This window comes from Marinobacter sediminum, from assembly GCF_023657445.1.
Lineage (GTDB): Bacteria > Pseudomonadota > Gammaproteobacteria > Pseudomonadales > Oleiphilaceae > Marinobacter > Marinobacter sediminum_A.
Window position 1 is genome coordinate 1,758,563 of the sequence record NZ_JAGTWY010000001.1, and the last position, 12,745, is coordinate 1,771,307.

14 protein-coding genes are annotated in these 12,745 nt (G+C 56.4%); 6 read left to right on the plus strand and 8 right to left on the minus strand.

All coding sequences use genetic code 11. The features are described from left to right. Positions 1 to 5: 5 nt before the first annotated feature. From rsxB to nth, 6 genes are read left to right on the plus strand one after another with little or no spacing between them, the layout of a single operon-like run. On the plus strand, positions 6 to 584 hold the full coding sequence (gene rsxB / locus KFJ24_RS08390; RefSeq protein WP_250830615.1) for an electron transport complex subunit RsxB: 579 nt from the start codon (positions 6 to 8) through the stop codon (positions 582 to 584). Then, positions 584 to 2,404 carry an electron transport complex subunit RsxC gene (gene rsxC, locus KFJ24_RS08395; protein WP_250830616.1) on the plus strand — a complete coding sequence of 607 codons (1,821 nt, stop codon included), beginning with the start codon at positions 584 to 586 and terminating at the stop codon, positions 2,402 to 2,404. The genes rsxB and rsxC overlap by 1 nt, the downstream gene beginning before the upstream one ends. Before the next feature lie 21 nt (positions 2,405 to 2,425). Beyond that, positions 2,426 to 3,478 carry an electron transport complex subunit RsxD gene (gene rsxD, locus KFJ24_RS08400; protein ID WP_250830617.1) on the plus strand — a complete coding sequence of 351 codons (1,053 nt, stop codon included), beginning with the start codon at positions 2,426 to 2,428 and terminating at the stop codon, positions 3,476 to 3,478. Between the two features lie 3 nt (positions 3,479 to 3,481). Beyond that, on the plus strand, positions 3,482 to 4,183 hold the full coding sequence (gene rsxG, locus KFJ24_RS08405; protein ID WP_250830618.1) for an electron transport complex subunit RsxG: 702 nt from the start codon (positions 3,482 to 3,484) through the stop codon (positions 4,181 to 4,183). Between the two features lie 2 nt (positions 4,184 to 4,185). Continuing rightward, positions 4,186 to 4,902: an electron transport complex subunit E gene (locus tag KFJ24_RS08410; RefSeq protein ID WP_250830619.1), complete on the plus strand. Its 717-nt coding sequence runs from the start codon at positions 4,186 to 4,188 to the stop codon at positions 4,900 to 4,902. Positions 4,903 to 4,930: 28 nt separating this feature from the next. Further along, complete coding sequence (nth, locus tag KFJ24_RS08415) at positions 4,931 to 5,569, plus strand: endonuclease III (RefSeq protein ID WP_250830620.1); 639 nt, start codon at positions 4,931 to 4,933, stop codon at positions 5,567 to 5,569. Between the two features lie 91 nt (positions 5,570 to 5,660). Here the strand turns inward: nth and KFJ24_RS08420 are convergent, their stop codons facing one another. From KFJ24_RS08420 to ispF, 8 genes are all read right to left on the minus strand, one after another. Then, the gene (locus KFJ24_RS08420; RefSeq protein ID WP_250830621.1) at positions 5,661 to 6,236 is read right to left on the minus strand and encodes a chalcone isomerase family protein; all 576 of its coding nucleotides are present in this window, start codon (positions 6,234 to 6,236) and stop codon (positions 5,661 to 5,663) included. Positions 6,237 to 6,438: 202 nt separating this feature from the next. Beyond that, the gene (rpoS, locus tag KFJ24_RS08425; protein WP_250830622.1) at positions 6,439 to 7,434 is read right to left on the minus strand and encodes an RNA polymerase sigma factor RpoS; all 996 of its coding nucleotides are present in this window, start codon (positions 7,432 to 7,434) and stop codon (positions 6,439 to 6,441) included. 200 nt (positions 7,435 to 7,634) lie between these two features. Further along, complete coding sequence (locus tag KFJ24_RS08430) at positions 7,635 to 8,435, minus strand: peptidoglycan DD-metalloendopeptidase family protein (protein ID WP_434968035.1); 801 nt, start codon at positions 8,433 to 8,435, stop codon at positions 7,635 to 7,637. A gap of 280 nt (positions 8,436 to 8,715) precedes the next feature. Next, positions 8,716 to 9,633 (minus strand): DUF368 domain-containing protein, encoded by a 918-nt coding sequence (locus KFJ24_RS08435; RefSeq protein ID WP_250832595.1) that lies wholly within the window; start codon positions 9,631 to 9,633, stop codon positions 8,716 to 8,718. Positions 9,634 to 9,713: 80 nt separating this feature from the next. Then, complete coding sequence (locus KFJ24_RS08440; RefSeq protein WP_250830624.1) at positions 9,714 to 10,370, minus strand: protein-L-isoaspartate(D-aspartate) O-methyltransferase; 657 nt, start codon at positions 10,368 to 10,370, stop codon at positions 9,714 to 9,716. Beyond that, a complete protein-coding gene (gene surE / locus KFJ24_RS08445; RefSeq protein ID WP_250830625.1) occupies positions 10,367 to 11,137 on the minus strand; it encodes a 5'/3'-nucleotidase SurE in 771 nt (256 codons plus the stop codon). Before surE ends, KFJ24_RS08440 begins: the two co-directional genes overlap by 4 nt. A gap of 17 nt (positions 11,138 to 11,154) precedes the next feature. Further along, positions 11,155 to 12,255 carry a tRNA pseudouridine(13) synthase TruD gene (gene truD / locus KFJ24_RS08450; protein WP_250830626.1) on the minus strand — a complete coding sequence of 367 codons (1,101 nt, stop codon included), beginning with the start codon at positions 12,253 to 12,255 and terminating at the stop codon, positions 11,155 to 11,157. Next, the gene (gene ispF, locus KFJ24_RS08455; protein ID WP_250830627.1) at positions 12,252 to 12,731 is read right to left on the minus strand and encodes a 2-C-methyl-D-erythritol 2,4-cyclodiphosphate synthase; all 480 of its coding nucleotides are present in this window, start codon (positions 12,729 to 12,731) and stop codon (positions 12,252 to 12,254) included. The genes truD and ispF overlap by 4 nt, the downstream gene beginning before the upstream one ends. Positions 12,732 to 12,745 lie beyond the last annotated feature (14 nt).

Below are 12,745 nucleotides of genomic sequence, written 5' to 3' on the forward strand. Positions count from 1 at the left end.
CTTTTATGTGGACAGGCATTATTATCGCCGTTCTGGTCATGCTGGCCCTTGCCCTGGTCTTCGGCGGATTGCTGGGCTTTGCGTCGGAACGGTTCAAAGTCGAAGGCAACCCGCTGGCGGACCAGATTGACGCGTTGCTGCCGCAAACCCAGTGCGGCCAGTGTGGTTTTCCCGGCTGTCGGCCCTACGCCGAATCTATCGCCGAGGGCGGCCCTATCAATAAGTGCCCACCGGGTGGTGAGTCCACTATCAAGGCGCTGGCGGATCTGCTTGATATCGAACCCCAGCCGCTGGATGCAGAGCATGGCGTCGAGCAGGCCAAGCGGGTCGCGGTGATCCGGGAGGATGAGTGCATCGGCTGCACCAAATGTATTCAGGCATGCCCGGTTGACGCAATCCTTGGCGCGGCCAAGCACATGCACACAGTTATTGAAAGCGAGTGCACCGGATGTGACCTCTGCGTTGAGCCCTGCCCCGTCGACTGCATTGACATGGTAACGGTTGAGCCCGACATCCGTACCTGGACCTGGACGCCACCAGAACCCGGCATTATCGCCACCGACCGTCAGGGAGCCAGCGCCTGATGAGTCAATTGTGGGATTTTGCCGGCGGTGTCCATCCGGCCGAGAACAAGCATCAATCTACAGCCCGCCCGATTCGCACTGCCGGCATCCCGGATCATCTGGTGCTGCCATTGCAGCAGCACATCGGTGAACCGGCCGAAGCAATTGTCACCGCCGGTGACCGGGTGCTCAAAGGCCAGAAGATAGCCGACGTAACCAATGGCATGGGTGTGCCTGTCCACGCCCCCACCTCCGGCATCATCGAAAACATTACCGACTTACCGGTCCCACACCCGTCAGGCATGAATGACCGGTGTATTACCCTGAGGCCGGATGGCGAGGACCAGTGGCTACCACTCAACCCCGTCAGCGACTACCGCAAACTGGATCGGGACGAGGTGCTGGCCATCATCCGGGATTCGGGTTTATCCGGGATGGGCGGCGCCGGCTTTCCAACCAACATCAAGTTGCGCCCGCCCCGGGATCGCAAGGTCAGCACCCTGATCCTCAATGGTGCCGAGTGCGAGCCCTACATCACTGCCGATGACATGACCATGCGGGAGAAGGCAGAGGAAGTTGTGGCCGGCCTCAAGGTAATGGCCTGGATTCTGCGCCCCGAGCGCTGCGTAATAGCTATTGAAGACAACAAGCCTGAAGCCGCAGAAGCCATGCGCGTGGCCACCGAAGGCACACAGATCCAGCTGGCGATTATTCCAACCAAATACCCTTCCGGGGGTGAAAAACAGCTCATTCAGATCCTTACCGGGATGGAAGTGCCCAGCGGTGGTATTCCTGCGGACATTGGCGTGATGTGCCAGAACATCGGGACGGCCGTTGCCGTCTCCCAGGCTGTCTTTGAGGGCAAGCCGCTGATTTCCCGGATTGTCACAGTTACAGGTGAAGCCGTTAGGGAGCCCGGGAATTTCGAGGTCCTGATCGGTACCCCGATCGAGTACCTGCTGGAGAAGGCCGGGCTTCAGGCTGACAAGGCAAATCGACTGGTACTGGGCGGCCCCATGATGGGCTATACCCTCAAGACGACTGCAGTTCCTGTCATCAAGACCAGCAACTGCTTGATCGCTGCCACGGCCAGCGAGCTGCCCGCACCACCACCTGAGCAGCCCTGCATTCGCTGTGGCGAGTGCGCTGAGGTTTGCCCCATGGAACTGCTGCCCCAGCAGCTTTTCTGGCATTCCAAAGCCTCGGAGTTTGAAAAAGCGGAACACCTGAACCTGTTTGATTGCATCGAATGCGGCGCCTGTTCTTACGTCTGCCCCAGTTCGATTCCACTGGTGCAATACTACCGCTACGCCAAAGGTGAAATTCAGGTTCAGAAAGCCGAGCAGCTGAAATCTGACCGGGCCAGGGAACGCTTTGAAGCCCGCCAGGCTCGCCTTGAACGGGAGCAGCAAGAAAAAGAACAGCGCCGCAAGGACAGGGCTAAAGCCGCGGCTGAGGCCCAGTCGAAGAAGAAGGCGGAAGCCGAGAAAGCCGCCACAGAGGGCGATGCGACTGACGAGCGAGCGAGCAAGGCCGCGCTGGTTGAGCAGGCCCTTGCCCGCAAAAAGTCCAAAGTGGACGCTACGAAGGCAGAAACCGCAGAACCGGTCCGCGAAAAACCCGACATCGAGACTCTGGAAAAGCAGCTCCAGCAGGCGCAGTCCAAACTCGAAACCATGCAAGGGATGCTGGACGACGCCAAAACGCAGCAGGCCGATAATGTGGACAAACTGGAACGGGCGGTCGCCAAGAACCATGACAGAGTAAAGCGAGCGGAAGATGCCTTGACGGATGCCCGTAACCAGCAGGCAAACCAGACCGAATCCCAGTCAACCGAATAACCCAATTCAGGCCCGACATTCATGGCATTTGTTCAACAGTCGTCACCCCATGCCCACAATGCCCGCCCCACCTCGCGGGTCATGCTCTGGGTGGTCATTGCCGCATTACCGGGTCTGCTGGCTCAGACACTGTTCTTCGGCTGGGGCAACCTGATCAATGTGGTCTGGTGCATTGCGGTGGCGCTGGCCTCGGAAGCGGCCATCCTGGGGCTGCGAAAAAAACCGGTGGCGTTCTTTCTCAAGGACAACACGGCTGCGGTTACCGGCCTCCTGCTCGGCCTTTCCCTGCCCCAATTCGCGCCTCTATGGGTATCCGCCATCGCCGTGATTTCTGCCATTGTCGTTGCCAAGCAACTCTACGGCGGTCTCGGCTCCAACCCGTTTAATCCGGCGATGGTAGGCTATGCCCTGGTGCTCATTTCCTTCCCGGTTGCCATGACCACCAACTGGGCTGAGCCGGCCCTGCTCTGGAAGAACGCACCGGGATTTGGCGAAACCCTCACGACCATTGCTTCCGCCAAGCAAACCGCGGTGGATGCCTGGACCATGGCCACTCCACTGGATGAGTATAAGCACAAAATTGCCAGACACACGGCCGAGGAAGTGCTCAGGCATCCCACCTTCGGCAATGGCATTGCCCGGGGTTGGGAATGGGTCAGTGCGGCATTTCTCGCCGGAGGACTGCTCCTGTTATTCCTCAGGATCATCACATGGCACATTCCGGCAGGTTTTCTGGCCGGGCTCACCATCATGAGTCTGGCTTTCGGTAACAATGCAGATCAATATGCGCCGGTATCGCTTCACCTCCTGGCCGGTGGCACCATGCTCGGAGCCTTCTTTATTGCCACCGATCCGGTTTCCGCTGCGACCAGTCACCAGGGCAAACTGATCTACGGTGCGGGCATCGGAATCCTCATCTATCTGATCCGGACCTGGGGCAACTATCCGGACGCAGTCGCTTTCAGTGTTCTGCTAATGAACTTTGCAGTGCCATTCATTGATCACTACACACCACCCAGAACCTATGGCCATCACAAGGCACGCCGGGGTATAACGGGCAGGAATCAAGGGTAAACTATGGCAGCACTTGCACAGTCAATCCGTCGCAGCGCCATTGGTCTTGGTCTGTTTGCCGTGATCACCGGGGGTACCATTGCCGTTACCCAGGCCTTCACCGAGCAGCGGATCCAGGAACAGGCAGCCCGGGCCGAGGCCAAGGCTCTGTTCGAGATCATTCCCGAAAGTGCCCACGACAACGATCTGCTGAAGGACACGGTTCAGCTTCCTGACAGCGACCGACTTGCAACCGAGGGGCCGCTGACCGTCTGGGTTGCCCGCCGCAGTGGCCAGCCGACCGGTATGATCATCCCCGTTATTGCTCCCGACGGCTATTCCGGGAGTATCCGGCTACTCGTCGGGGTAGACATGCAGGGTAAAATTCTGGGAGTACGGGTAACCAGTCACAAGGAAACCCCGGGACTGGGAGATCGCATCGAAACCAAGAAGTCAGACTGGATCCTGAGCTTTGTCGGGCGTTCACTGGGCAATCCTCCGAATCGGGAGTGGAACGTCAAGAAAAACGGAGGGGAGTTCGACCAGTTTACCGGAGCCACAATCACGCCCCGGGCGGTTGTCAAAGCAGTGCACAAGGCCCTGATTTACTTCCGCAAGAACCGACAGGCTATCCGCGAGCGTCTCAACGAAGCCCCACAACCTAGAGACAAGGCACTTTCTCCGGAATCCATTGCCGGTGAATCGACCAGTTCGGAGCATTCATAATCATGGCCACCAAAACCTCAAAAGAAATAATACGTGACGGGTTGTGGAGCAATAACCCGGCCCTGGTTCAGGTACTCGGGCTTTGCCCTCTCCTCGCAGTTACCAGCACCGTCGTTAACGCTGTTGGTCTTGGCCTGGCGACACTGATGGTTCTCATGGGCTCGAATCTTGCCGTGTCGCTGATCCGGAATTTCGTCAGCGAATCCGTTCGGCTGCCCGCTTTCGTGATGATCATCGCGTCGTTCGTCACCTGCGCCGAATTACTGATGCAGGCTTTCACCTATGAGCTGTACCAGATTCTCGGCATTTTTATCCCGCTCATCGTGACCAACTGCGCCATCCTCGGACGTGCCGATGCATTTGCCTCACGAAATGCACCAGGGCCCGCGTTGCTTGACGGTGCCATGATGGGACTGGGCTTCCTGTTGGTTCTCATCGTGCTGGGTGGCATGCGTGAGCTCATCGGCCAGGGCACCCTGTTCGTGGACATGAACCTTCTGCTTGGCCCCATGGCCGCTGACTGGGTTGTCAGCCCCTTCGAAAACTATCCGGACATGCTGTTCATGGTTCTGCCACCCGGCGCCTTTATTGGGCTTGGCTTGCTCATTGCGCTCAAGAACAGTATCGACAATCACCTGGCAGAACGGAAAAAAGCCGTCGAACAGTCGCCCGTTACACCTGGCAACAAGCGGGTGCGCGTGACTGGTCACGTTTCCTGACTCGCAGGCAAGGTAGCTTTAAAAGCCAATGAACAAGCTAAAACGAATCGAAATCTTCAGCCGGCTGCGGGATGCAAACCCTAACCCCACAACCGAGCTGAACTACTCCACAGCGTTCGAGTTGCTCATCGCGGTCATACTTTCCGCCCAGGCCACGGACGTAGGCGTCAACAAGGCTACGGACAAACTCTTTCCCGTGGCCAATACACCAGATGCCATTCTGGCACTCGGTGTAGACGGGCTGAAGGAATACATCAAAACCATCGGCCTGTTTAACAGCAAGGCAGAGAACGTGATCAAGACCTGCCGTATTCTCATTGAGAAACATGGCAGCCAGATACCCGAAAAACGGGAAGAACTTGAGGCACTGCCCGGTGTCGGGCGGAAAACAGCAAATGTGGTCCTGAACACTGCTTTTGGCCATATGGCGATGGCCGTTGACACCCACATTTTCCGTGTTTCAAACAGGACCGGAATAGCGCCTGGAAAGAACGTTCTGGAAGTGGAAGACCGACTGATGCGACTGGTACCCAAAGAATTCCTGCTGGACGCCCATCACTGGCTGATCCTCCACGGTCGATATACCTGCACCGCCCGCAAACCGAAATGCGGTGCGTGCATCATTGAGGACCTGTGTGAATTCAAACAAAAGCGGGATTATCTGTAGTCTTCGTTGCTGAAAGGGCAGCACTCTCTGACTTCCAATGCAGAAAAGCCGGCGATAAAACGCCGGCTTTTCTGGCTGCGGAGCCCGAGAACTATCTCTGGCCCAGCATCTTCTCTTTCAGGTCCTCCTGGGCTGGCTTGTCGGAGAGCCAGATGCCGAACAAAGCCTTCTTGAATGCCAGGTCACCAACGGTGTCCTTGAGGTCACCGTTCTTCAGCACCTTCACACCTACGCCTGGCAGATACACAAGATCAAAAACGTCGCCTTCCTTGATCTCGGCCTTGAAAACATTCATGAACTGATCAACATCGTCCTGAATCGCAGCCATGTTACCGTTGGTGGACGCCTCAAAACCCTCCAGGGTGGCTTCGCTCATGCGGTCACTGGTGATCATGCCGGAGATGATATGCAGAGTAATGGCCTGTGGTTCATCCGCATTGATTACTGCCTCCCCGTCATCAATCGTTTCTGGCACATAGAGGCCACCCACGTACAGATCCATAAACCATTTTGACCGAGTACCAGCGCCATTGAGCTTGAGCTCGGTGTCCATCGCAGAATAGGATTCGGGAACATTCACGCCTTCTACAGTCAGCGCAGAGACCGGCGCAGACAGTGCCGCCGCCATAGCCAGAGAGGCAAAACAGGTTGAGAGAGCCTTCTTCATAGTCCTTTCCTTTTCGATCATTATTATTTATGTGTTTCATTCGTCACCGGGCTTCGACACCCTTATCCCCGCCCGGTCGAGGCATTCTAACAACGACGAGGGAGTGGCCGGCGCAACCTGGTTCTCATTTGCAGAGATACTGAAACAGAAAAGCCGGCGAAGTTGCTTCGCCGGCTTTTCGATCGGAAAGGTAATAAAAGCGTTACTTGAACAGCAGGTTTCCGGACAGCCCTTCTTTCTCCAGAATTTCCCGCAGGCGACGCAGGGCCTCTACCTGGATCTGACGGACACGCTCACGGGTCAGGCCGATTTCCTGGCCTACCTCTTCCAGCGTACTGACCGGATAACCCCTCAGGCCAAAGCGACGGGACAACACCTCTTGCTGCTTTTCGCTGAGTTGGTCAATCCACTTTTCAAGGCAGGAACACATGTTGTTGTCCTGCAACAGATCGGCAGGATCTGACGCTCCTTCATCCGCCACCGTGTCCAGCAGAGATTTCTCACCACCGGTACCGATCGGGGTATCCATGGAGGCAACACGTTCATTGAGGCCAAGCATGCGTTTTACATCCGCAACAGGCTTGTCCACCATACGCGCGATTTCTTCGGCCGAGGGCTCATGATCCAGCTTCTGGGTCAGCTCTCGGGCGGCGCGAAGATACAGGTTCAGTTCCTTCACTACATGAATCGGTAGCCGGATAGTCCGCGTTTGATTCATGATCGCGCGTTCAATGGTCTGACGAATCCACCAGGTCGCGTAGGTTGAAAAACGGAACCCACGCTCGGGATCAAACTTCTCAACTGCACGAATAAGGCCCAGGTTGCCTTCCTCAATCAGGTCCAGAAGGGTCAGCCCCCGATTGACATAGCGTCTTGCAATCTTGACCACCAGACGCAGATTACTTTCAATCATGCGCTTGCGTCCGGATTCCTCGCCCTTACGAGCCAGACGAGCGAAATAAACCTCTTCTTCCGGTGTCAGAAGCGGCGAAAAACCGATTTCGTTGAGATAAAGCTGTGTGGCGTCCAGCTGTTTCTGGCTTGTAAAATAACGCCCCTGGGTAGGAATACCTTCTTCCGATTCGGCTGCTTCACCGGTTGAAGTCTTTTCAACCTTGTCTTCAGCCAGTATTTGAGTCTCAGACTCTTCCACATCCTCGACACGATCGATAATGATCTCTTCTTGCTCTGCTGACATCTGTCTTGCCCCGCCTCTCAATAATCCTGGATTTTGTCCGTTACTTCTTGTTATTTCGGACATTCTTCGTACTCGTACTTTTTTTCTTCAGGACATTTGCTGTTTGGCCGGTTACTCCCGTAACCGTTTTTGTTTTTTTAACGCGGTGTGTCTGTCAGTGCCGGTTTGTGAGGGGTAACAGCATCCAGGCTGCTTCTTCGCTAGCGCGGTGGCAGGTAATGGGCGGGATTAACCGGGTTGCCGTTTTTTCGAATCTCAAAATGCAACACGGGTCGTTCAGCGCCACTGCTACCGAGCTCTGCAATCACCTGACCGGCTTTCACGTCCTCCCCTTCCTGCACCAGAATCTTCCGGTTGTGGGCATAAGCACTCAAATAGTGCTCGTTATGATTCACGATAACCAGGTTGCCATAGCCTAACAACCCATTGCCGGCGTACACCACATTCCCGCTGGCGGCTGCTCTCACAGCATCCCCGGCTTTTCCGGCAATATCAACACCTTTATTGACTTTTCCGGATGTTGAATATCCAGCAATTACGGTGCCAACGTGAGGCCAGCGCCAGTTAACCCGGGCCACCGTCTGGGTCTGGGATACCAGTGGCGTATCTTTTTTCGGGGTCCGGGTGACAGACGGCCTTGAGGCGGATGTCGGGGTTGGTACTGGCGGATCGACCCTGGTCGAGCGGGTAGGCGCAGAAGCACTGCCTCCCGACGCACGGGTCTGACGGCTGGATGTGACGGTGCCACGACGATCCAGACGCAGCACCTGTCCGACCTTCAGGGTCCAGGGAGGACCAATACCATTGGCGCTGCCAAGTTCGCGATAGTCCCGACCATAACGCCAGGCGATGCTATAGAGGGTTTCCCCGGACTGAACAACGTGACGCCCCCAGTACACTGGCGGATTGTAAAGGTCGTCCTGATAAAGGGCGGGGGTGTTGCAACCTGTTAACAGCAAGGTGCCCAACAGTACTGCAGCCAGGGAAAACCTGGCGCACAAGGCTTTCACCGCACGAGGTGAAGCGTGGGCACCGGAGGGGAACCGCGGGAAGGCCGCCAGGGCGGCATTGAATGACCCACGCAAAAATATCACAGGAATAAAAACGACCCAGTTATGAATAATCTGTATAAAGCGTAGTGCATGCCGAAGCACTTTCTAAGCTTTTAAAAGTAACTTCTTAATATATTGCATAATTTCTTTTGTATTCCAAGTTACTTCCTCGCGCCCCCTGTTACCTGTAGAAACACTTTTTTTGTGCGCCAGGTAACACTTTTACATCTTACGATTCGCCAGCGGTGTTCATCGCACCTTTCTGATACCGACTGCCGATCCACTCAACCAGCAACACCACGCCAAAACCAACCATCGCCATGACAATGGCAACGATGATCCGGGGATCCTGACCGGTTAAATCCGCAAAGGTGTATGGGCTGATACTCATTTCGTTTAACGGCACCTGTTCGCCGGACCTGTTTATCCGCCAGCTCAGGACCTCTTTCCAGGGCCAAACCTTGTTGAGGGCCCCGATCATGAACCCTGTGAGAACGGCCAGCACCAGATCATGAAAATGGTGAAACGCCCAGGTGATCAATCGTGCGATGGACAGCAGACCAACGATGCACCCTGCCATGAAAACCAGTAGGATGCCCACGTCCACGGACTTGATGGCGGTGAGTACAGGGGCATACATGCCAATGATGACAAGGATAAAACTGCCCGAAATTCCGGGCAGGATCATGGCGCAGATTGCCAGGGCACCTGCGCCGAAAAAAGTCGCGCTGGTGGGCGCAATCTCTCCGGCAGGCAGTGTTGTGATCCACCACGCCAATACAATGCCCGCGATCAGTGGAACCGCCAGAGAAACACGGTAATGCTTAACCTGCCGGCCAACGTGCCAGACAGATGCCACAATAAGACCGAAGAAAAAACTCCAGATAAGGATAGGGTGTTGCACCAGCGCATAACTGATGGCCGATGCCAGCGTAGCAACACTGGTCAGGACCCCTGCCAGAAGGCAAACCAGAAACGTACCATCCGTGGCCTGCCAGAACTCTTTCACCCGCCCCCGGACCAGTTCACGGAAGAAAGCGACAGGAACCTCATTGATTGCCTCAAGCAAACGGAAATAGATGCCGGTAATAAAGGCTATGGTGCCACCGGAAACTCCGGGAACAATATCCGCAGCGCCCATGGCCATGCCACGGACAAAAACTGCCGCAGGATGATGCGGACGACTGACTTCTGCACGGCCTTCCGGCAAGCGGTTCTCCTCAGTAATCAACGGATCACTCCGCCCAGCAAGGGCACAAAATGCACAGGTTCCAACTCTTTGTGATCGAACCGGTCCCCTCTGCGAATGACTTCCACCAGGGTCTGGTTTTCTTCTCCGACCGGAGCAATCAGAACGCCACCATCCCGCAACTGCGCCAGCAGTTCCCTGGGCACTTCAACAGGCGCCGCAGTGACGATGATTCCATCGAAAGGGCCACGGTCAGGCCAACCCATTCCGCCATCCGCATGTTTCAGCAAGACATTGCGGGCATTAAGCTGGCGCAGGCGGTCCCTGGCCCGATCCTGCAGGGGCCTGATCCGCTCAACACTGTATATCTGGTCAAAAAGGCGTGACAGGACCGCTGTCTGATAACCGGACCCGGTGCCAAGCTCAAGCACACGGGAAGGCCCATGAGCTAGCATGAGCTCCGTCATGCGGGCAACGATATAGGGCTGTGACAAGGTCTGACCGTAACCGATGGGCAACGAGGTATCTTCATAGGCCCGATGGGAAAGCGCCTCGTCGAGAAAAATGTGTCTGGGAACCTCGCCAACGACCTCCAGTACCCGTTCGGATTCGATTCCGGCTTCCTTGAGGCGCTGAACCAGGCGCATTCTGGTACGCCTGGAGGTCATACCGATACCCTGGAGCTCTGCGCTCATGAAGTCGCCTCGCCGTTATCCGGCAGGGCATCCGCCCATGCACGCAGGGGGACAAGAGCCTCGTGACGGGTCATGTCGATGTGAACCGGCGTTATCGAAACATAACCTTCGCGCACTGCATGAAAGTCGGTTCCGGGGCCGGCATCGCCGCCCTCACCGGCCGCACCGATCCAGTACCGCTCCTTACCCCGGGGGCAGGTCATGGGCACAGCACCCTCTGCCCGCTCCCGGTGACCCAGGCGAGTGACACGAAAACCTGCCAGCTTTTCCCAGGGAACATCCGGTACGTTCACATTGAGAATGGAACGGGGGCCAAGTACCAGCGGCCGTTCGTTCTCAAGGAGCATTCGAACGACGCGGGCCGCGGTTTCATAATGGAAATGGCCATCGTTGACGAGAGATACCGCAATAGCGGGAAGGCCAAGATGACGGCCCTCAGTCGCGGCAGCGACCGTTCCGGAATATATGATGTCGTCGCCAAGGTTAGCGTGCGTGTTGATTCCGGAGACCACCCGATCGAAAGGCTCTTCGAACAGGCCATTGACGGCAAGATGCACGCAGTCTGTCGGTGTCCCGTCTATGGAGCGAAATCCGTTAGGATGCCGTTCCACCGTTAAGGGACGATTCAGTGTCAGGGAATTGCTTGCCCCGCTGTGGTCACGATCCGGGGCGACCACTTCCAGATCGCCCAACCCCTCAAGTCCTTCGTAAAGGGCTATCAACCCCGGCGAATGGACACCGTCATCATTGGACAACAGAATACGCACAATGCTCTCCGCTAACCTTATCGATTGTTATGTTGGCCGAGGCTCATGTCCTCAAGCTCAAAAATATCACTCAGAATAGTGGTGGCGTACTGGCCCGGCGCCAGGAAAAATTCCAATGTCAGGCTGCCATCATTATGCCAGTCCCAAACCAGTTCGCCGGGCCTGACTACCAGTGGTCGCCGTTCCGGCTTCATGCGCGTTGTCGAAAACAGTTGAAGGAGCTCTGGCGCCCCGTCGACAACACCCGACTCCAGTTCTGCCTGAACGCCGCCCGCACTGGTGCCACCATCACCCCAGAGTGGGCCTGTTACCAACGATTCGTTGCCTGGAAGACCCGGCTCACCGTCGAGAGGCGTAAACCAGTTTCCCTTTTCCACCCTGAGGGCAAGAACTTCGTTAAATAACCAGGAACGTGCCGCCGAAAAGTACAATACGTTTTTAGAGGCATCTCTGCCAGCACGGCCTTTCCCTTTGCGACCGCGACCACCTGAGCGGCGCCCCTGATTCATGGCATCGGGACCCATTGCTGCAGCCCGGTCAAGGTTTGCACCAGCGATACCAAACCGCTGGGGACCGAAATAATTGGGAGCGCCCTGTGTTTTCAGTCCGGCCAGAGCGGTCTCAATACCGGTTTTGTCACCCCTAATCTGCCGGAGGGTAATGGCGAAGCGGTTACCCCGATGATCCCCCCGACGGAGTTTTCGATTGTGTCGACACGCCGACAAAACCGGCCAGCGTTCCGCCACTTTATCAATAAAGGCAACATCTTCTTCCGCCAATCCCGGTCGGTAGAGACTGAACCATTGCCTTGTCACCGCATGGCGATCTTTCAGGCCACAAAAGCCAACATCAAAGGATCGGCACCCCGACAATGCCGCCAGCTCGCGAGCCACATATTCGGTGTTGTCTCCGGACTTCTCCAGCCGAAGACAAAGGTGCTCCCCGTCACCGGAAATTGCGGTCAAGTCCGATTCTCCGGAAAAGCCTTCCAGACCCAGGTCTTCATCCACCCGGAAGTCTTCCGGTTTGGATTTCAACCGGGCACGGGCAACCCTTCCACCCCGCGATGTAGGCCAGTCCAGTCGCCATCGGCCTGAAGGTGAAGTCGTGTCACTCACGAGGCAATGGGCTCCATAAGACAAATAGCCTGACAGGCAATGCCCTCACCGCGCCCGGTAAATCCAAGCTTTTCGGTGGTCGTTGCCTTGATACTGACACGGCTCGCCGGAACTCCCAGGTCTTCGGCAATGTTCAGCCGCATGGATTCGATATGCGGGGCCATTTTCGGCGCCTGGGCAATAATGGTGCTGTCGACATTGACCACGCTGTAGCCCTCATCCCGCACCCGAGCCATGACCCTACGCAGCAGGTCGCGGCTGTCGGCACCGGCCCACTCATCACTGGTATCCGGAAAAAAATGCCCGATATCGCCAAGGGCCACTGCCCCCAAAAGCGCATCCGCCAGAGCGTGCAGCAATACATCACCATCAGAGTGGGCTTTCAGACCCCGGGTGTGAGGTATTGAAACACCGCCAAGGATTACAACATCGCCTTCACCGAAGGCGTGGACATCGAAGCCCTGACCAATTCGCATAACGTCCTACTCCG

Excerpts from the sequence above, each read along its gene's own strand:
- rsxB (WP_250830615.1), top strand. The coding sequence starts at position 6 with ATGTGGACAGGCATTATTATCGCCGTTCTGGTCATGCTGGCCCTTGCC.
- rsxC (WP_250830616.1), top strand. The coding sequence starts at position 584 with ATGAGTCAATTGTGGGATTTTGCCGGCGGTGTCCATCCGGCCGAGAAC.
- rsxD (WP_250830617.1), top strand. The coding sequence starts at position 2,426 with ATGGCATTTGTTCAACAGTCGTCACCCCATGCCCACAATGCCCGCCCC.
- rsxG (WP_250830618.1), top strand. The coding sequence starts at position 3,482 with ATGGCAGCACTTGCACAGTCAATCCGTCGCAGCGCCATTGGTCTTGGT.
- KFJ24_RS08410 (WP_250830619.1), top strand. The coding sequence starts at position 4,186 with ATGGCCACCAAAACCTCAAAAGAAATAATACGTGACGGGTTGTGGAGC.
- nth (WP_250830620.1), top strand. The coding sequence starts at position 4,931 with ATGAACAAGCTAAAACGAATCGAAATCTTCAGCCGGCTGCGGGATGCA.
- KFJ24_RS08420 (WP_250830621.1), bottom strand. The coding sequence starts at position 6,236 with ATGAAGAAGGCTCTCTCAACCTGTTTTGCCTCTCTGGCTATGGCGGCG.
- rpoS (WP_250830622.1), bottom strand. The coding sequence starts at position 7,434 with ATGTCAGCAGAGCAAGAAGAGATCATTATCGATCGTGTCGAGGATGTG.
- KFJ24_RS08435 (WP_250832595.1), bottom strand. The coding sequence starts at position 9,633 with ATGGCCATGGGCGCTGCGGATATTGTTCCCGGAGTTTCCGGTGGCACC.
- KFJ24_RS08440 (WP_250830624.1), bottom strand. The coding sequence starts at position 10,370 with ATGAGCGCAGAGCTCCAGGGTATCGGTATGACCTCCAGGCGTACCAGA.
- ispF (WP_250830627.1), bottom strand. The coding sequence starts at position 12,731 with ATGCGAATTGGTCAGGGCTTCGATGTCCACGCCTTCGGTGAAGGCGAT.